This is a genomic window from Dyadobacter sp. HNCC25DJ186 (genome assembly GCF_056895235.1).
In genome coordinates, this window is sequence record NZ_JBXHAS010000003.1 from 783,515 (window position 1) to 803,147 (window position 19,633).

Annotated in this window: 19 protein-coding genes and 1 riboswitch; of the genes, 8 read left to right on the forward strand and 11 right to left on the reverse strand. The window is 41.3% G+C overall.

Going from position 1 to position 19,633, the window contains the following annotated elements; all coding sequences use genetic code 11:
- Positions 1 to 66: 66 nt before the first annotated feature.
- The 4 genes from mnmA to AC1XUO_RS13170 all read right to left on the reverse strand — a co-directional run bounded on the left by mnmA (position 67) and on the right by AC1XUO_RS13170 (position 4,218).
- On the reverse strand, positions 67 to 1,185 hold the full coding sequence (gene mnmA, locus AC1XUO_RS13155) for a tRNA 2-thiouridine(34) synthase MnmA (protein WP_483330276.1): 1,119 nt from the start codon (positions 1,183 to 1,185) through the stop codon (positions 67 to 69).
- A 265-nt stretch (positions 1,186 to 1,450) separates the two neighbouring features.
- A complete protein-coding gene (locus tag AC1XUO_RS13160; protein ID WP_483330277.1) occupies positions 1,451 to 2,494 on the reverse strand; it encodes a hypothetical protein in 1,044 nt (347 codons plus the stop codon).
- Positions 2,495 to 2,594: 100 nt separating this feature from the next.
- Entirely contained in the window at positions 2,595 to 3,785 is a 1,191-nt protein-coding gene (fdhA, locus tag AC1XUO_RS13165) for a formaldehyde dehydrogenase, glutathione-independent (RefSeq protein ID WP_483330278.1), read from the reverse strand.
- A 31-nt stretch (positions 3,786 to 3,816) separates the two neighbouring features.
- A complete protein-coding gene (locus AC1XUO_RS13170) occupies positions 3,817 to 4,218 on the reverse strand; it encodes a GlcG/HbpS family heme-binding protein (protein ID WP_483330279.1) in 402 nt (133 codons plus the stop codon).
- A gap of 230 nt (positions 4,219 to 4,448) precedes the next feature.
- Here AC1XUO_RS13170 and mobA point away from each other — a divergent pair, with 230 nt between their 5' ends.
- The 5 genes from mobA (at position 4,449) to AC1XUO_RS13195 (ending at position 9,675) form a co-directional block, all read left to right on the forward strand.
- Complete coding sequence (gene mobA / locus AC1XUO_RS13175; RefSeq protein ID WP_483330280.1) at positions 4,449 to 5,051, forward strand: molybdenum cofactor guanylyltransferase; 603 nt, start codon at positions 4,449 to 4,451, stop codon at positions 5,049 to 5,051.
- A gap of 13 nt (positions 5,052 to 5,064) precedes the next feature.
- Entirely contained in the window at positions 5,065 to 5,895 is an 831-nt protein-coding gene (fdhD, locus tag AC1XUO_RS13180) for a formate dehydrogenase accessory sulfurtransferase FdhD (RefSeq protein WP_483330281.1), read from the forward strand.
- Positions 5,896 to 5,901: 6 nt separating this feature from the next.
- Positions 5,902 to 6,270, forward strand: coding sequence for a DUF7009 family protein (locus AC1XUO_RS13185; RefSeq protein ID WP_483330282.1), 369 nt, complete (start codon positions 5,902 to 5,904; stop codon positions 6,268 to 6,270).
- A gap of 2 nt (positions 6,271 to 6,272) precedes the next feature.
- A complete protein-coding gene (locus tag AC1XUO_RS13190; protein ID WP_483330283.1) occupies positions 6,273 to 8,603 on the forward strand; it encodes an FdhF/YdeP family oxidoreductase in 2,331 nt (776 codons plus the stop codon).
- Positions 8,604 to 8,904: 301 nt separating this feature from the next.
- Positions 8,905 to 9,675, forward strand: a complete 771-nt coding sequence (locus AC1XUO_RS13195) for a glycerophosphodiester phosphodiesterase (RefSeq protein ID WP_483330284.1) — start codon at positions 8,905 to 8,907, stop codon at positions 9,673 to 9,675.
- Positions 9,676 to 9,832: 157 nt separating this feature from the next.
- On the opposite strand, the gene AC1XUO_RS13200 is transcribed toward AC1XUO_RS13195, so the two are convergent.
- From AC1XUO_RS13200 to AC1XUO_RS13220, 5 genes are all read right to left on the reverse strand, one after another.
- Positions 9,833 to 10,597 (reverse strand): SDR family NAD(P)-dependent oxidoreductase, encoded by a 765-nt coding sequence (locus tag AC1XUO_RS13200; RefSeq protein WP_483330285.1) that lies wholly within the window; start codon positions 10,595 to 10,597, stop codon positions 9,833 to 9,835.
- Positions 10,598 to 10,682: 85 nt separating this feature from the next.
- On the reverse strand, positions 10,683 to 11,591 hold the full coding sequence (locus AC1XUO_RS13205; protein ID WP_483330286.1) for a helix-turn-helix domain-containing protein: 909 nt from the start codon (positions 11,589 to 11,591) through the stop codon (positions 10,683 to 10,685).
- Positions 11,592 to 11,638: 47 nt separating this feature from the next.
- Positions 11,639 to 12,382, reverse strand: a complete 744-nt coding sequence (locus AC1XUO_RS13210; protein WP_483330287.1) for a M48 family metalloprotease — start codon at positions 12,380 to 12,382, stop codon at positions 11,639 to 11,641.
- A gap of 132 nt (positions 12,383 to 12,514) precedes the next feature.
- On the reverse strand, positions 12,515 to 13,567 hold the full coding sequence (locus AC1XUO_RS13215; RefSeq protein WP_483330288.1) for a homoserine O-acetyltransferase family protein: 1,053 nt from the start codon (positions 13,565 to 13,567) through the stop codon (positions 12,515 to 12,517).
- An 84-nt stretch (positions 13,568 to 13,651) separates the two neighbouring features.
- The gene (locus AC1XUO_RS13220; RefSeq protein WP_483330289.1) at positions 13,652 to 14,956 is read right to left on the reverse strand and encodes an O-acetylhomoserine aminocarboxypropyltransferase/cysteine synthase family protein; all 1,305 of its coding nucleotides are present in this window, start codon (positions 14,954 to 14,956) and stop codon (positions 13,652 to 13,654) included.
- Between the two features lie 189 nt (positions 14,957 to 15,145).
- Positions 15,146 to 15,255, reverse strand: a riboswitch (SAM riboswitch).
- Positions 15,256 to 15,456: 201 nt separating this feature from the next.
- Between AC1XUO_RS13220 and AC1XUO_RS13225 the strand changes: the two genes are divergently transcribed.
- Genes AC1XUO_RS13225 through AC1XUO_RS13235 form a run of 3 tightly spaced genes read left to right on the forward strand, consistent with a single transcriptional unit; the run spans position 15,457 to position 17,581 of the window.
- On the forward strand, positions 15,457 to 15,777 hold the full coding sequence (locus tag AC1XUO_RS13225) for a DciA family protein (RefSeq protein WP_090334766.1): 321 nt from the start codon (positions 15,457 to 15,459) through the stop codon (positions 15,775 to 15,777).
- Positions 15,778 to 15,828: 51 nt separating this feature from the next.
- The gene (locus AC1XUO_RS13230) at positions 15,829 to 16,764 is read left to right on the forward strand and encodes a S66 peptidase family protein (RefSeq protein WP_483330290.1); all 936 of its coding nucleotides are present in this window, start codon (positions 15,829 to 15,831) and stop codon (positions 16,762 to 16,764) included.
- 16 nt (positions 16,765 to 16,780) lie between these two features.
- Positions 16,781 to 17,581, forward strand: coding sequence for an SDR family oxidoreductase (locus tag AC1XUO_RS13235; protein WP_483330291.1), 801 nt, complete (start codon positions 16,781 to 16,783; stop codon positions 17,579 to 17,581).
- A gap of 114 nt (positions 17,582 to 17,695) precedes the next feature.
- Here AC1XUO_RS13235 and AC1XUO_RS13240 read toward each other — a convergent pair whose 3' ends face one another.
- Entirely contained in the window at positions 17,696 to 18,049 is a 354-nt protein-coding gene (locus AC1XUO_RS13240; RefSeq protein WP_483330292.1) for a four helix bundle protein, read from the reverse strand.
- A gap of 138 nt (positions 18,050 to 18,187) precedes the next feature.
- Positions 18,188 to 19,486, reverse strand: coding sequence for an amidohydrolase (locus AC1XUO_RS13245; RefSeq protein WP_483330293.1), 1,299 nt, complete (start codon positions 19,484 to 19,486; stop codon positions 18,188 to 18,190).
- Positions 19,487 to 19,633 lie beyond the last annotated feature (147 nt).

The window sequence follows — 19,633 nt, forward strand, 5'->3', positions numbered from 1 at the left end:
ACTTTTTAGAAGTTGACTCATTTGCTTTTTTAATGACTTTCCGGCTCAATGCAAGCCGAAATTATTTTAAAATATTTCTTTATCCTGACGGAAGTTCTTCATAATCCAGCCACCTCCTACTACGTCATCACCTTCGTAAAAAACAGCAGCTTGTCCAGGCGCGATTCCATTGACGCCATCGTGGAAATGGACTTTGATTTTTCCTGGTTCATCAGGAATTAACAATGCTGGTGTTCCGTCGTGTTTGTAGCGAACCTTTGTTACAGTCTCCAACGGTTCGGTAATGCCATCATATTTTTGCCAGTTCAATTTACTTACATACATTCCATCACGGAACAGGTCAGGTAAATCGCCCAAGACAACTTCATTCGTATCTTTTCTAACTTCAGTTACAAAAACAGGCCTGCCCAGTGCAATACCTAAACCTTTGCGTTGGCCAACAGTATAAAATGGATATCCCTCATGTTTTCCAACCACTGTTCCGTCTTCATAGACAAAGTTACCTCCCGCCACTTCCGCTTCCAAACCCGGGATTCGGCGTTTTAAAAATCCACGATAATCATTATCAGGGACGAAACAAATCTCATAACTTTCTGCTTTATTAACCAGGTCAATAAAATTACGCTCACGCGCCATTTCACGAATTTCTGATTTATGCAGATAACCCAATGGTAATTTGGTCCGGCTCAGACTTTCCTGAGACACGCCCCAAAGTACATAACTCTGGTCTTTCCAGCTATCTATTCCTTTCGAAACATAATGACGGCCATCGTTAAACTGCATATTTGCATAGTGCCCAGTAGCAATAAACTCACAATCCAGGCGGTCGGCACGTTTTAAAAGCGCATCCCATTTTATGTGCGTATTACATAAAACGCAAGGATTTGGCGTGCGTCCCTCAAGATATTCTCCGGTAAAATGGTCGATCACATAATCGCCGAATTCCTCCCGGATATCCAATATATAATGGGGAAAACCTAATTCGACGGCAATACTTCTTGCGTCGTTAATGGAGTCAAGAGAACAGCAGCCTGTTTCCTTTTTTGAGCCGCCGCTACTGGCATAATCCCAGGTTTTCATGGTCATGCCTATGACTTCGTATCCTTGCTCGTGTAACATAACAGCTGCAAGCGAGCTGTCGATACCGCCACTCATGGCGACTAAAATTCGTCCGTGTTTACTCATTGCGGGAATCTGCGAAGGTTGAACGCCTTCCGATTTTGATTAGTTTGAAAAATTCAAACAGAGAAAATTATCTGATTGGTTCCGCAAAGGTAGTGATTTTAATGGTTAAGGATTAATTGTTAAGGGTTAATGCGTTTGAATTGGAGTGGATCTAAACTAAGACTCACGCATTGTTCCCCTATGTAATCATGAAAACTACAAATGTATTTTGAGACACAGACGTCAAATTTTCCAGCATTAACAATTAACCCTTAACAATTAACCATTATAACCGTACTTGCCGGATTACATTTTTAACATTCAGCTCGATAATATCCGTCATTGTCAGACATTTATAATAATCTGAGTTGTTGTGGTATTGAGCAAGTCCGGCGCGTAATTCGAGTATTTTATCGGATGTAGAAATATTGTCTTTCTTGGAAACATCACGTAAGGCAGCGAGCCGGTGGCGCTCACTTCTTACCTGATGAACGATAGAAGATTGTTCTTCCTGCTGATATTGGAGAACGGTTTTGTCTGTCAAATGTTCCATTGCCAGTTTTACATAAGGAAGATTTTCCTTGAAATATTGAGGCATATAAACTTTCAGATTCCCTTCATAAAATTGCTGGTCAAAATCTATCGCTCGTAAACGGAACTGGAAATCGTCAAAATCCGGTGTGATTTGCATAACAAAATTATATGCCCGCATATCACCCAAAAGTGTGATCATACACCTTTCATTAAATTTAACAAACTCTTTCGCAATACGTTTTGGATTGTAATCGGTATGATCTAAACGTGTTTTAGAAAAAACGTCGCCTGGAATTCCAGCAATGTGTTCTTCAATTAAAGAATTGCCGTCAACCAGATAATTGACTTGATTTGGCGAAAAAATTTCTTCTAACTCCAAACCGTAGATCCGGGATGCATCCGCTCTTTTTACATAAAAATAATCGTAAATATCATTCAGTCGGTTGACGATCTTGATACGAAAAGGATTTGAGTTTCCGAATGTACAGTATTCGATTTTATCGATATACTTATGCTCAACGATTCTAAGGTTTCCGGAAGCTTTTAACATCGCATAAGCCCTTTTCAAGCCATTATGTAATCTTTCGATATCATGTGGTGGATAGAGCGGACTTTGCCAAAGTGTATCTTTACCATTTTTATCAATCACAGGAAAAGACTCATAAAAATTCAAGAGGTCGTTATAACCAACCGGAAGCCGGGCTTCGCGTTGATATGATCGCAAATATTTCCGCAACTCAACACTCACCGGATAAATCGGTTTTTTCCTAGAAATCTTTACATCGCTCTTTTCCATACATGCAATTTAGAAAATATCGACTGCTTTTTAGAATAAAGCTTAAACAAGAAAAGCTTCCGCAGCGGAAGCTTTTCTTGTTTACTTATGTCAATAACTATCAATTCATGATCATCCCATGCGGGTCAATCACAAATTTCTTTGCCGCGCCTTTATCAAAATCACGATAACCTCTTGGCGCGTCCTGTAAACTGATCACTTCCACATTGACAGCTTTTGCAATTTTTATTTTATCAAACAAGATAGCATTCATAAGCTGTCTGTGATATTTCATAACAGGGCATTGGCCTGTATAAAACGAGTGCGATTTTGCCCAGCCCAAACCGATACGTATACTAAGACTTCCTTCCTGCGCTGCCTTATCTTTTGCGCCTGGATCGCCCGTCACGTACAAACCCGGAATACCGATCGCACCGCCAGCTCTTGTAATAGCCATTGCAGTATTCAATACAGTGGCGGGTAATTCTTCGGCAGCATGAGATCCATGGCCTTTGGCTTCAAAACCCACGCAATCGACAAAACAATCCACTTCCGGTACGCCGACGATTGCCTCAATCGCTTGTTCCAGTGGCGTATCTTTCGAGAGATCAATAATCTCACATCCAAAACTTTTCGCCTGATCCAGTCTTTCCTGAATCATATCACCTACAATAACAACTGCAGCGCCGAGCAGATGACATGAAGCTGCACAAGCCAGTCCAACAGGCCCTGCACCGGCGACATAAACAATAGATCCGGGACCAACGCCGGCAGTCACAGCACCGTGAAATCCGGTTGGGAAAATATCCGATAGCAGCGTCAAATCTTTTATATAAGCCATTCCCTGATCTTTATCCGGGAATTTCAATAAATTAAAATCTGCGTAAGGCACCATCACATATTCGGCTTGTCCGCCGACCCATCCACCCATATCTACATATCCATAGGCAGCACCGGGGCGGGACGGATTAACGTTGAGGCAAATACCCGTTTGTCCCACTTTACAGTTTCGACATCTTCCGCAAGCGATATTAAAAGGTACTGAAACCAGATCCCCAACTTTTATAAATTCGACATCGCGACCTGCTTCAAGTACTATACCTGTGATTTCGTGACCCAGTACCAAGCCTGCCGGAGCAGTCGTTCGGCCCCGGACCATGTGTTGATCGCTGCCACAAATATTGGTTGAAACAATTTTAAGAATTACCCCATGTTCACATTTCCTGTCGCCTATAGCAAGTTTCGGATATTCAATTTCCTGAACTTCGACTTCGCCTGGTTTCACGTAAGCCACTCCATGATTTTGACACATAAGAATCGGTTTAAGGGTTTAAGAATTTATTTTATTTTACCGCATCCGCTCCGCTTTGGGCAACAGTGTGATCATTTTCAACCGTGCTGCCTGAAACACCGATAGCACCGATAATTTTCCCGCTACCATCTTTTATACAAACTCCACCCGGAAATGTAATTAACCCGCCATTGGAATGTTCAATATTATACAATGGACTTCCCGGCTGCGATAACTTCCCGATCTCACCGGAATCCATATTAAAAAATCTTGCTGTTTTTGCTTTCTTCTGTGCTATATCAATGGATCCAATCCAGGCATCATCCATATGCGCGAAGGCAATCAGATTAGCTCCTGCATCTACCACAGCGATATTCATTAACGTATCAATCTCCTTCGCTTTTGTTTTCGCAGCCTGGATGGCCATTTCTGCCTGTTCGAGTGTAATGTTCATAATCTTCGTTATTTATAAAGTTATCTAATAATTATTAAATCCCGCAAATCCCCGACGTATTATTATTTGATTATTTTTTTATAAAATATAATTAAACAATAATTACTTTAAAAAGTCATGCCCGTGGCATATCGTTAGTATGGCTTAATCTGTTAACTATATAATAATCTGCAAATGAGGTAACTTTTCAATTTGCAGCACTTTCACTCCTGTAAATAATTGAATGAAACATGAAGAAGGAACTGTATGGACTTGTTGTATGCGGCGGCAAAAGCACACGCATGGGAACAGACAAAAGCCTGATCAACTACCATGGTAAACCCCAGCGTTATTATGTTTATGAAATGTTGGAATGGGTCTGCGACAAAGTTTTTATCTCTTGTAATCGCGCGCAGGCGACGAAAATAATTGCTCCCTATCAAATCATGGCAGATCTGCCCAATCTGGAAAATGTCGGACCGATGGCTGCATTGCTCACTGCTTTTTCGACATATCCGGATAAAGACTTTTTAGTTGTCGGTTGTGATTATCCATTTATTACCACCAGGGATTTAAAGGAATTTGAGAAAGTGTTAGATCGCGAGCAAATTGCATCTGCATTTTATAATGAAGAAAACGATATTTACGAACCATTGCTGGCCTATTATTCAGAAAGATCCGGAAATGAAATTCAGCGTATGTATACCGGCAATCAGTATTCCTTGCAGCATTTTTTAAAAGAACACGGTGCCGAAAAGTATAATCCTGTCAGACCAAAACGCATGATCAGTATTGATACACCGGAGGATTTTCAGGCTGCGAAAGAGAAAATAGCTTTAAAAATTAATTTATAATGGAATTCATTTCATGCAAAAAAGTGCAGTAAGAGATATTAGAATAAAGAAAGTCAGTAAGGAAAGTTACGCCGAAGAAAATGACCTGATCGCAGTTGAAGAGCCTTTGGAAATTCAGGTCGAATATCAATCTGATGGGCAATTGGTCCGGAAAAGTATCTCAGTTACGATGAGAACGCCAGGTAACGACGACGAACTGGCGACAGGTTTTCTATTTACAGAAGGTATTCTTCATAACCTTAACCAGATCAGCCAAGTTAGTACTGATATATGGGACGAAAATAGAGTTCTGATCACGTTTGCTGAAAAAGAATCTCCGCGTCTTCAAACTGCTGAGCGAAATTTTTATACAACATCCAGTTGTGGAGTTTGTGGAAAATCCAGCATTGACGCTATTAAAACGGTATCTTCATTTATAGATCAATCCGATGATCTTTCTGTGTCAGCCGATTTATTTTATAACTTACAAAATGCTTTAAAAAAGCAGCAGGAGGTCTTTCAGAATACAGGTGGCCTTCATGCTTCTGGCTTATTCGATCTTGAAGGCAACCTGATGATGCTAAGAGAAGATGTAGGCCGGCACAACGCACTGGACAAAATCATCGGCGCTTCTTTTTTGCAAGACAAGTTACCTTTGAACCAGAACATTTTGCTGTTAAGCGGGAGAGCAAGCTTTGAGCTGATCCAGAAAGCGAGTATGGCGGGAATTAAAATTGTGGCAGCAATCGGTGCGCCATCGAGTTTGGCCTTACAATTGGCCGAGGAATTTGGTATGACCCTGATCGGTTTTTTGGGTAAGGACAGATTTAATATTTATTCGGGAAGCAACCGGATCAGAATTTAATAAACTATGAAAATACGCGTTCAGGGAAATTCCATTCGTATCAGGCTTTCAAAATCTGAGGTGAGCCAATTGGTAAACGAAGGTATTGTTGAAGAAAAAACATCGTTTCTCAATTCCTCTTTTGGATATTGTCTGAAAAGTGTTGCCGGCATCAAGGAATTGTCGGCATCCTACGAAGATAATCAAATCTTCATGTTCGTTCCTGAATCGTTACTGGAGAACTGGCCAACCAATAACATCGTCGGTTTTGAAGCAAATATGCCGGTCAGTGAGACTGATTCCTTATACCTTTTGCTGGAAAAAGATTTCAAATGTCTGGACAATACTTCGGAAGACCAGTCGGATAATTTCGAAAATCCGAATAAAAACTGTTAGTTATGAGCAAAGAGAATTCATCAACGCCGGGAGCGGAAAATCCGGAAAAATTTACCGGATTAAAAAGAGGAGAAATTAAAACCATAGCAGCAGGAATTCCGGCGGTCGTTTCCAGCATGGAGAAAGTTGTTGCCGAAGCAGGTTTTGCAAGAGGTATGAAAGCGCTATGGAGCCTGAACAAAAAAGGAGGATTCGATTGTCCGAGCTGCGCCTGGCCGGATCCTGACGATGAGCGCTCCGGCGTAGCAGAATATTGCGAAAATGGTGCCAGGGCTGTGGCAGAGGAAGCAACAGCGAAAAAGTTAACACCAGCTTTTTTCTCGCAAAACGCTGTCCAGGACCTGGCTAAACTTTCAGATTATGAGATTGGTAGTAAAGGACGGGTCGCTCAGCCGATGTATCTGCCGAAAGGAGCCACGCACTATCAGCCTATTTCCTGGGATCATGCTTTTGAAAAAATAGCATCTTCGCTGAAAAATCTATCCTCTCCTGACGAAGCGATTTTTTACACCTCCGGCCGAACCAGTAACGAAGCTGCCTTTTTATATCAACTTCTGGTACGACAATACGGAACAAATAATCTCCCCGATTGCAGCAATATGTGCCACGAAAGCAGTGGCGTTGCATTAGGTGAATCATTGGGAATTGGTAAAGGTTCTGTAAAACTTGCTGATTTCTACGAAGCCGAAGTAATTATCATTTTAGGGCAAAATCCTGGCACGAATCATCCAAGAATGCTTACCGCACTGCAAAAAGCGAAAAAGAATGGTGCGAAAATAATTTCAGCAAATCCATTACCAGAAACCGGATTAATGGGTTTCAGTAATCCGCAAACCGTTAAAGGAGTTCTTGATATTGATACTGATCTGACTGATCTTTTTTTGCATATCAAGCTCAACGGCGATATGGCTTTGTTGAAAGCAATCCAGATCTTACTGATTCAGGAAGATGAGAAAAATCCGGGATCGGTGCTCGATTTAGATTTTATTGAAAAAAATACGCTCGGTGTTGCTGAATTTAAACAGCATTTAAAACAACAGAACCTGGATGAACTGATCAAAATTTCAGGCATTCCATTGGAACAGATTCAGAAAACGGTTGAGATTTTAAAACATAAAAACAAGATTATTGTCTGCTGGGCAATGGGGCTGACCCAACATAAAAATTCAGTTGATACGATCAAGGAAGTTGTAAACCTGCTGTTGTTAAAGGGCAGTATTGGAAAACCCGGTGCCGGCACTTGCCCGGTCAGAGGGCATAGTAACGTCCAGGGCGACAGAACTATGGGGATTTTCGAAAAACCGCCTGTTGCTTTACTTGAAAAAATAGAAGAGAATTTTAAATTTACTCCGCCCAAAGAACATGGACTGGACGTGGTGAATAGTATCAAAGCCATGCACGCCGGCAAAGCAAAAGTTTTTTTCGCCATGGGAGGTAATTTCCTGTCTGCTACGCCTGATACTAATTTTACGGCCGACGCTTTGAGGCAATGCAGGTTAACCGTGCATGTTTCAACAAAATTAAACCGCAGCCATTTGGTTCATGGTGAGGAAGCGATCATACTTCCATGTTTGGGAAGAAGTGATAAGGATCTGGTTAATGGCGAAAATCAGTTTGTTTCCTGCGAAAATTCAATGGGTGTTATCCAGTCTTCGAAAGGCGTTTTAGAGCCAATTTCTGATGATTTATTAAGTGAACCGCTGATTGTATGTAAATTGGCAAAAGCACTTTTCGGTGATAATAGTGTTGTTGATTGGAACAAATTCACTGAACATTACGATGTCATTCGTGATGCAATTGAAAAGACGATACCCGGTTTCGAAGATTATAATACCAGGGTAAGGATACCCGGCGGTTTTTATCTGCCTAACTGTAATCGCGAAGGCACCTTTAACACACAATCTAAAAAAGCGCATTTTAACGTCGCAGAAGTTACAACATTACCAATGGAAAGTGACGAGTTGATGATGATGACGATTCGCAGCCATGACCAGTTTAATACAACCGTATATGGTTTGAACGACCGGTATCGGGGAATATACAATGAAAGACGGGTGATATTAATGAATGAAAAAGACATAAACGATCGCGGGCTGCAAGATGGCGATGTTGTCGATCTGGTCAATAATCATGACGGAACTGAACGTGTTGCCAATAACTTCATTGTTGTAAAATATCCAATCCCGGAAGGATGCACCGCGACTTATTTTCCGGAAACGAATGTTCTGGTTCCTGTCACCAGTGTTGCCGACAAGAGTAATACGCCTACGTCTAAGCAGGTTATTCTAAAAGTCAAAAAGCATGTGGAGGAAATGTCAGTGAGTAATGGCTAAAACTGGAAGAGTGGTCAGGTCTATGCTACCCAAGGCTAAAGTCTTGGGTTAATGCGATCCGGTGCTGACACTAAAATTTCAACGTTGTGAAATAACTCCAGGGTTTCAACCCACGGAAATATCGCGCCCAACTAACCCAAGGTTTCAACCTTGGGTTGTTTGACAGCCAGGAACCTGCCGGGCTTTAGCCATTGCAAGACCCACTACAACTTTTTCGCAAAATTTCTTAATATCTACCTAACACCTCCCGACTTTATATAGTGTATTTTCGCGACCTTGTAGTAAATTAAAATTTAATAAAATGAAAAAAAACATTCTGGCATTTGCCATTTCCTTGTTTTGCCTGATCTCTATTGAAGGTATGTCTCAAAATAAATCAAAAGTTATCGCCCACAGAGGCGCCTGGAAAAATACTGGTGCTACGGAGAATTCAATCGCAGCATTGGAGCACGCCATTAAGCTGGGTTGTTATGGAAGTGAGTTTGACGTACACATGTCTGCTGATTCGGTGCTTTTCGTGAATCACGATCATACCATCAAAGGAACAGATATTGAGAAATCGACTTCTCAGGAATTATCTCAGATTAAACTGGCAAATGGAGAAACCTTACCTACGCTTGAAGCTTATCTGAAAGTAGGTAAAAACCAAAAAAATACTCGTCTGATTCTCGAAATCAAAACCTCTCGTATCAGCAAAGAACGCTCACTGTCTCTTGCAACAAAATGTGTTGAAATGGTAAAGTACCTGAAAGTTGAAAAAATTACTGATTATATCGCATTTGATTTTGACGTTTGTTTAAAGGTAAAAGAACTTGCGCCAAAGGCACACGTGGAATATCTGAACGGAGATAAAACGCCTGCCGAAATTCTTGCAGCGGGTTTATCAGGTATCGATTATCATTACGCTGTCTACAAAAAGAATGAGACTTACATTGATGATATGCACAAGGAAAAACTGACCACCAATGTTTGGACTGTTAATGATAAAGCCACCATGCAGTGGTTCATTGATAAAAAAGTTGATTTTATCACGACCAATGAACCTGAACAATTGTTTGAGCTCTTAAAGTAATTATTATCAGTCTTATATTGATTTGCATAGGTATATTAAACACTTCTAATGAAGGGGGAAATATTTGCAAATGTGAGAATCCGGAAGACAACAAAACACAAAGAGACCTGTGAGATATTAATGACGAATTTCTAGCAGGCCTCTTTGTATAGTAACTCTATAGGTTCATCCCACCCGATGCTTCGATACGCTGAGCTGTTATCCAGCCAGCTTCTTTACTGCACAAAAATGTTACGATTCCACCAATATCTTCTGGCAAACCAACGCGGCCCAAGGCTGTGATAGAATTTATATATCCTTCCATTCCTTCATGAGAAGCGAATGCTTTCTTTGTAAAATCCGTATGGATAATGCCCGGCGCAAGCACATTTGCTGTGATTCCACGACCACCAAGTTCTTTGGCCAGATATTTTGTAAAAACTTCTATGGCACCTTTCATGGAAGCGTACGCCGCATATCCAGGTGTTGAAAAACGGGCAAGGCCAGTGGAAAGATTTACAATTCTTCCACCGTCTGCAAGAAGTGGAAGCGCTTTTTGTGTCAGGAAATAGACGCCTTTGAAGTGGGTGTTGAACAACTCGTCAAAATCTTCTTCCGTGGTGTCTTTGAATGCGGAATTCCTGTCGATTCCTGCATTATTTACAAGAAAATCGAATGTATCGCGATTCCATTTTTCTTTTAATAAGGAAGAAATTGTTTCAAAGAACTGACCGAAACTCTTTGTGTCTGCAACATCCAGCTGTATCGCTACTGCTTTCTGACCTAATCTTTCAATTTCTGAAACGACTTCATTTGCTTCGCTTTCATTGCTGCGGTATACAACAATCACGTCATTCCCTTTTTGCGCCAGGCTGAGTGCCATATTTCTACCCAGACCTCGGCTTCCTCCTGTTACTAATGCTATTTTATGCGTCGATTCCATTTGTTTTTATTTTTTGTTTGATAGAACAAAGGTATCATCAGCAGTCATCAGCTCTTTGCGGAATTCAAATCAGGAATTGCAAATTTCAAATCAAGGCTCTGAACGATTTTGGAGTAAAGCTTGTATGCTTTTTGAAAAGGTTATTAAAATGCGCAGCTTCCTCAAATCCGAGACAGTAAGCAATTTCCGAGATATTCCAGTCTGTATGTTTAAGAAGTATTTTGGCTTCCTGCACAATCCTTTCCAGGATAAGTGCCGTTGTAGTTTTGCCCGTCATTTCTTTCAGAACTTTATTGAGATAATTCACATGGATCGATAGCTGATCCGCATAATTTTTCGCTGAGCGTAATCTCAATTTCTGGTGCGGTGGTTCCAAAGGAAATTGCCTTTCCAGCAATTCCATAAATAGAGAAGAAACGCGTCGGGTCGCGTTTGTCTCGACGTGAAGCCCCGAAACAGGCTGTAATTTTTGACCGGTATGGACCAGCTCTAAGATGTAATTTCGAATCAGATCATACTTAAAAGCATAGTCAGACGCCAATTCATTCATCATTTTGCCAAATATTATTTTTACTTCTTCGATCTTTTCGGGACTGAGAAAAAAGATAGGATTGCCTCCGGGCTGGAAAACGGGGAAATCTGAAATGGGCGAACCAGCATAATTTAGCCTGAAAAAATCTTCCGAGAAAATGCAGAAGATCCCGGCCTGTTTGTCTGTCAGCGGATGATAATTGTAGGGAATTTGAGGCGTAGCAAACAATAATGCATTATCTTCAATTTCAATGATCTTATCAGCATATTCCGCAGTGCTTTTACCGATAATCAAACTGATCTTATAGTATGATCTCCGGTTGTAGGGCATTTTACCCTTGGAAGTTTCGATTAACTCCTCGGTTCTGAAAACATTAAAATGCCCAATTTCTTTCTGTATTCTCTCAGGAATCAGTAAAGAAGCATCTCTATAAAAATCCTGAACGGTGATGATTTCTGCCATAACATAAAGTTACAAAATTCAATTTTCAGGACGGCGAAGGATTGCATTTATTTCCTAACTTTATCTAAAAAAACTGGATGTTTTTGGAAAAATAAGTCAGATTTTCCAGCAGTATTTTCTTCAATAAAAAATCCTTTTGAAAAAGAGTCTAACTTCAATCCGGCTTGGGTTGCGTAACCAATGCCAAGATGATCCGCCTCGTTTTCTTCCTTGTTGTCATACTTCAGGGTAATGAAATCTGACAAATATTTCGAAATTAATCCTGGTGGAAACTCGCTGACTAAAACAGTATCCATGTCAAATATTCCTTTAAAAACGCTGCTTTTAAACAACTTCTCAGAAGCATGTCGTCCAATAACATGTCCGATCTGGTGACTTAAAATTGCGGCGATCTCGTCATTTGTTTTAAGTTTTTTATACAAACCCAATGTTAAAAATATTTGTCCGCCGGGAAGTGCGAAAGCATCTATGGTATGAGAATCAGCCAAAACGTGAAAATCAAACTGGTATGGAGATCTGGCGATATCAGAAGATGAAACCAGTTTCCTGCCTATTGTTTTGACTTTTTTATCCGCATCGCCGTGCTGATATATCCCACCAAATTGGATCGCCAGCTGCGGTGCCGACTCAATCCCTAACGTCACTTCCTGATCTGGTGTTAGGGTAATGTGCTGCTTTTCGCCGGTGACCGGATTGATCTGCGCTTTTCCTGACAAGAGAAAAAACGTCACCACTGCAATAATCGATACTGCAATGACAATCAAGATTTTGTGGCTGCGTTTGAAAGGCATTTTAAAGTAGCTTTTTATAAAAATTATTGTCAGCTCTAAGATCACTTATGTGCGGCAATTCATTTTGATCATAAAAGTAAAAAGTCCTGCGTGATCAAACACAGGACTTTTCAAAAGTTCAAATATAAAGAGCTAGCCGATTTTAGCAATCTGCAATTGTCCATTCGTTTCCTGCCAGGCGCGGATCACCTGTGTCAGCTGTTTGTATTCGATCAGAAATCCATCGTGACCATATAACGAATCAATTTCCTGAAAAACTGCGTCAGGGATATGTCTTGCCAGAAACTGCTGTTCGGTTAGCGGAAACAATAAGTCAGACTTTATGCCCAGGACCAGCGTTTTCGCTTTTACCAAACCAAGCGCATGCACAATTCCTCCCCGGTTTCTTCCGACATTATGAGAATCCATAATTTTGGAAAGAATCCAGTAAGAATAGGCGTTAAATCTTTTCACAAATTTATCACCCTGATATTGCTGATAAGATGATGCACGGAAATCATCGATCTGGTCAGGATTGTCGCGGGCCTGGGTGAAATTGTAGGTATCGTAATTTCGGTAAGAAAGCAGAGCCATCGAACGTGCCGCACGCATCCCCATTTTACCCGAATCTTCGGTATTATCATGCCAGGTCTGATCTGCCTCGATTGCCATCCGCTGTGATTCATTGAAAGCTACGCCCCATGGAGAATGCAACGCATTGGATGCGATCAGAATAAGTTCCTCGAACAGATCCGGTACTTCAACAGCCCATTCCAGAGCTTGCTGTCCGCCCAAAGATCCGCCGATGCACATCTTTATCTTATTGATATTCAGTTCCTGACGAAGAATTTCCAATGTTCCGACAACGTCTTTTACAGTAATTGTTGGAAAGTCTCGAAAATAAGGTTTTTGTGTTATTGGATTAATGGAAAGCGGTCCTGTTGAACCATACGCCGACCCAAGGACATTCACACAGATAATAAAATCCTTTTCTGAATTGAAATATTTACCTTCTCCAACCAAGCCATCCCACCATTCAGCGGCATTGGAGTTTCCGGTTAATGCATGACATATCCAGACAATATTATCATCTTCCGGATTTCGGGTACCGTAGGTGGTGTACGATAATTCAAAACCAGGCAGTTCACGTCCCAACTCTAATGGATAAGCGTAGGGATATCTAAAAATCTTTTGTTCCGCTTGCATACGTGCCAGAGCACAAAGTTTAAATTCTACAACTATTTAAAAGTTGTGAAGTGAATTTCAACCATTCACTTCATAACAAATTCACTACTTCACAGCCTCGAAAGCCTGCTGAAGATCTGCTTTTATATCATCGATATGTTCAATTCCAACGGACAACCGGAGTAATCCCGGAGCAACACCTGCACTTACCTGCGCCGTCTCGGAAAGCTGCGAGTGGGTAGTACTTGCCGGATGAATGATCAAAGTTTTCGAGTCGCCAACGTTAGCCAGATGGCTCGTCAGTTTCACGGAGTTCACAAAACGATCTGCTGCTTCTTTTCCTGCTTTTAGTTTAAAAGACAGAACAGAACCGGCACCTCTTGTCAAATATTTGTCAGCAAGCGCCTTGTATTTGTTGCTTGCCAGACCAGGATAATTTACATATTCCACATCATCGTGTGCTTCCAGCCAGCTCGCGACGGCCAGTGCGTTTTCGCTCTGACGCTCGACACGCAAAGTCAATGTTTCCAATCCCTGTAATAACAGGAATGAGTTGAACGGACTTTGAGACGGACCCCAGTCACGCAAACCTTCAACACGTGCGCGGATGATAAACTGAATATTCCCAAACGGACCATTTTTACCAAAAACATCATTAAAAACTAATCCGTGATAACTTCCCGATGGTTCTGTAAACTGAGGATATTTTCCATTTCCCCAGTCAAAAGTTCCGGCATCGACGATAACGCCGCCCATAGTCGTACCATGTCCGCCGATCCATTTTGTAGCCGATTCCACAACAATATGAGCGCCCCATTTGATAGGCTGGCAAATTGCTCCGCCCGCACCAAAAGTATTGTCCACAATAATTGGCAGGTCATATTTTGCCGCCAGTGCAGAAAAAGCTTCAAAATCCGGAATGCTGTAACTTGGGTTACCAATCGTTTCCAGATAAATCGCTTTTGTTTTGTCGTCAATCAATTTTTCAAAACTTGAAACATCATCGCCGTCAGCAAAACGCGCCTCAACACCGATGCCTTTGAACGAATTTTTAAATTGGTTGTAACTTCCTCCATACAAAAACGAAGTCGTTACGAAATTGTCACCGACTGTTGTAATATTATTGATGGCAAGAAATTGTGCTGCATGACCGGATGCAACACCCAAAGCTCCCACGCCACCTTCCAGCGCTGCAAGTCTTTTTTCAAAAACATCGGTCGTCGGATTCATGATCCGGGTATAGATATTACCAAATTCCTTCAGCGCAAAAAGATTCGCCCCATGCTCAGAGCTATCGAAAGTATACGAAGTCGTTTGATAAATAGGAACAGCACGTGAATGTGTTACCGGATCAGGCTCCTGACCTGCATGAAGTTGTAATGTTTCGAACTGATAAGCTGTGTTTGACATAACTGTTTGTAAGGATTATTTGTGCGGCAAATATTTCGTAATGGCAAAATTCAGTAGAAACCGACATCGTTCTGATGGTAAAACGGCATACGGAAATCGTGTTGAAAAGCATTTGCTGATCAAAACCAGATATGAGGATAAAGCCCTCCGGCTAGCGGAATTTTCTTGTAATAAGTTCATGCGCGTTTGATTTTATATCTCCTAAAACAGCTTAGGTGGGAATTAGCACCTTTCTCCGACGCAGGAGTAGGTTGCCAGAGGTTCGTAGAGCCCATTCTCTCGCCTCTTCTTTATAAATCAACCGCTGAAAAGTGAAAGCGAATTGACTTGATGTTGCAATAATAAGCCCGGAAGCGCGGAAAAACAAATATCCCGCAGAAAATTTGATGTAAACGAAAATTCAAAATTTCGTTATGCCCAAGTTTTAAGTGTTTCAAAAACTTTAACTTCCGACGTTCGTCGCTTTATTATATCTTTGTCCAAAGTATCTGTTTATGGCCATACATTATCGTTTCGACAAAGAAAAATCTTCCAGAAAACCTGGGATTACTCCGCTGAAAGAAGCGATTGATCAAATGCTTGACCGTTACAAGCTCAGAAGCAGGTTTGACCAGTCTTATGTTGTGGCACATTGGGATAAAATCATGGGATCGGCCATCGCTTCCAGAACAAAGAATATTTACATTAAAGACCGGATCCTCTTTCTTCAGATCGAATCTGCGCCTTTACGAAACGAACTTGTTCGTGCAAAATCCAAGATCATCGAACTGATTAACCGGGAAATGAAATCGGACCTTGTCGAAGATGTTGTGTTCATCTAATATCAAACCAGCAAATCTGCTAACAGCCCATCGTCACTGCCTAATTATTTTATGTCCACCATCCAAATTCCGCCGTTTTTACAACCAGGTGATAAAATAGGGATTGTTGCACCCGCCAGTTGTATCCGCTATGAAGATTTACTGCCGGGAATCAGTCTTCTCGAAGATCAATGGAAATTAAAAGTTGTTGAAGGAAAAACTTTAAAATCTTCCTTCAATCAGTTTTCCGCCAGTGACGCAGACCGGCTCGAAGACTTGCAAATGATGCTTGACGATCCATCCATCAAAGCAGTTATTGCAGCACGTGGCGGATATGGTTGTTCTCGGATTATTGATAAAATTGATTTTGCCAATTTCCTGAAGTCTCCAAAATGGATTGTCGGTTTTAGTGATCTCACCGTCGTACTTTCTCAGTTATATCAGTTGGGTTATGCCGGAATTCATGCGCCTATGGTAAAATCCATGACATTGGAAGGTGCCGAAAAAGCCGCGGAATCTTTGCGGCAAATATTATTCGGCGAACTTCCGGGATATTCTGTCACACCTCATGCCTTTAATACAACGGGCAGTGCTGTGGCCGAAATGGTTGGTGGCAATCTTTGTTTGCTTGCGCACATGATCGGCTCGGAAATAGAAATTGATACCGAAGGAAAGATTCTGTTTATTGAAGATGTAAACGAATATCTCTACAATCTTGACCGTTTGATGATCCAGATGAAAAGGGCTGGGAAGTTAAGTCATCTGGCAGGTTTGATCGTTGGACAATTTACTGACATGCGCGACAATTCAAATCCTTCGTTCGGAAAAACTGCCTACGAGATTATCAAGGAGCATATTGCAGAATTCGAATATCCGGTTTCCTTCGATTTTCCTGTTGGCCATATAGCCGATAACCGGGCGATTGGAGTCGGACTGAATGCTTATCTGGATGTGAATAAAGATGGCGTGGAGCTGCACTTTTTATCTTCCGCGCCTACGATTATATAAAACAGAAACTAATAAAATGGACACTTTCCAAAATAAAGTAGTTTGGATAACCGGAGCATCATCAGGAATCGGAGAAGCGATTGCCATGGCATTTGCCAAAGAAGGAGCAAAACTGGTTTTGACAGCAAGAAGAAAAGAAGAACTGGAACGTGTTAAAGTTAGGACAGGTTTGCCAGATTCATCGGTTATGATTCTTCCTCTGGATGTAACAGAATTTGAGAGAGCAAATGAAGCTGCGGGACAAATTATTGCAAAATTTCAGCGTATTGATATCATGGTTCACAACGCGGGTGTGAGTCAGCGCTCTTATATCAAGGATACTGATCTGGAAGTTTATAAAAAGCTGATGGATGTCAATTTTTACAGTACCGTTGCTTTAACAAAGGCCGTTCTTCCGCATATGATCAAACAGCAGAGCGGCCATTTTATTATTATCAGCAGCGTAGCGGGCAAAATAGGAACCATTATGCGCTCTGGTTATAACGCGTCAAAACACGCTTTGCATGGTTTCTACGACTCTCTGCGTGCGGAAAGCTATAATGACAACATAAAGGTAACGACTGTTTGTCCCGGTTATATCAAGACAAATGTTTCCGTAAACGCGTTGGATGAGACAGGCGGGAAATTCGGAAAAATGGACAGCAATCAGGAAAACGGTATCGCCCCGGAAGAATGCGCCAGACAGATTCTGAATGCTGTGAAAAAAGATAAGAAGGAAATTTATATTGGTGGTTTTAAAGAAGTTGCAGCGATTTATTTGAAGCGTTTTTTGCCGGATTTGTTGTTTGATCAGGTGAGGAAGAATGTGCCGGAATGAGTTTTAATGGTTAATGATTAAGGGTTAATGGTTAAGGATGTGGCACGTTCCGTACTTGTTTGCGTCTTCGCGAAAATTAGCAAATAATATTTTTAAAATATTATAGCCCGTCAATTAACCATTATTCTTGCTTTTTTTGATGATTGATGTTAGCAGTTTAATTATTTCGACTGAGTCAGCGTTGATGCTTTCGAATTGCTCCTTTGTCAGATATTCAGTTTCGAGCAATAATTTTAACCAATAAATTGTCTCGTTGATTTCTTTTTGCGCAATTCCCATTTTGTGGCGAAAATCGGGTTTGGTCTCAGCATGTTCAGCCTCCCTAACCATTGCACCAACGCTTGTCCCGCTTCTTAATAATTGCTTTGATAAAACATACTCCTTTTTATGAAAGGACAGGTACTGATAAAGTCTGACAATTCGAACAGCAAGGGCAAAGCTCTTTTCTTTTACAATGTTTTCTCTCATTTTAGTGTGTGCAAGGTGTAGTGTACTCGTGAAATAGAAGTGACCAACAATTTCTCCTATTCCACTAACCTAGGTGCATTATGGCTTCCAAATTAACAAAATCATTAACAATTAACCCTTAACAATTAACCATTAAAATCACTTCTTCTCCATATAATCAACCGCCAACCTACTCAGCGAACGAACGCCCAATACCATTCCACTGTCATCAATAAAAAAATCAGGGGTATGGTGAGCGGCGGCAGTTAGTGGATCTTTCCCTTTTGGCATTCCACCGAGGAAGAAGAAAAAACCTGGTACTTTTTGCTGGTAGTATGAAAAATCCTCGGCACCGGTTACGGCTGGTATTAATTTTACATTTTCTTTTCCCGCCACATTTTGCAGTGTTCCGATCATTTTTTCGGTTAAAGGGACATCATTAAAAGTTACCGGATAAAGTGTGTTGATATCAACATCCGCTTTTGCTCCGGCACTTTCGGCAATATTCGTAGCAATTTCGGTTACACGCTTATGCACTTGTGCATGCATATCCTCGTCGAAGGTGCGGATCGTCCCGATCATCTTCACTTGTTCCGGAATAATATTCTGACGGATTCCGCCATTGATTGCGCCAATCGTTACCACAGCAGGTGCTTTTGTAATGTCAAGATTCCGGCTGACGATGGTTTGTAACCCCATCACAATTTGTGAAGAAGTTACAATTGGGTCAACGCCTGACCATGGATACGCACCATGCGTTTGTTTTCCTTTTACATCAATAGTAAAAAAGTCGACCGCGGCCATGGTAGCTCCCGGTTTGTAAGATATTTTCCCAACTTCTGTTTGCGAATTAATATGCAAACCAAAAATCGCATCTACTTTCGGGTTTTCCAATACGCCTTCTTCCACCATCAATTTAGCCCCGCCTTCTTCACCTTCCGGCGCTCCTTCTTCTGCCGGCTGAAAAATAAACTTCACAGTTCCTTTCAAATCACCCTTTATCGAAGACAAAACTTCTGCAACACCCATCAAAATTGCGATATGCGTATCGTGGCCGCAGGCGTGCATAACGCCCACTTTTTGTCCGTTATAGTCCGTTGTTACCGTTGACTTGAATGACAGATCTCCACGTTCCGTAACCGGCAAACCATCCATATCTGCACGAAGCGCGACGACAGGGCCGGGTTTCCCACCTTTTAATAAACCAACCACACCCGTTTTGGCAACGCCTGTTTGTACCTCAATACCCAGACTTTTCAAATGATTCGCAATTTTTTCAGCCGTTTTGAACTCCCGGTTACCAAGCTCAGGGTTCTGATGAAAATCCCGTCTCCATTCGACAATTTTAGTTTCAAGTGACTGCGCTTTTTGATCTATTTTGGCAGAAAGAGCGGATTGCGCAAAAACGAAAGCAGGAGAAAATCCAAGCGATAGTATCAGGAAAAGTCGTTTTTTCATAAAGTGATTGGCGTAAGGTTTTAAAAGACTTTACCAAAATAGTGAAATAAACCACTGGTTGGCTATTAGTTTTCAAGTCTTCGTATAATTTACCACAACAAAAAAAGAGGCAGCATCTTGCGATGTGCCCCCTTTTAGAATTATTCA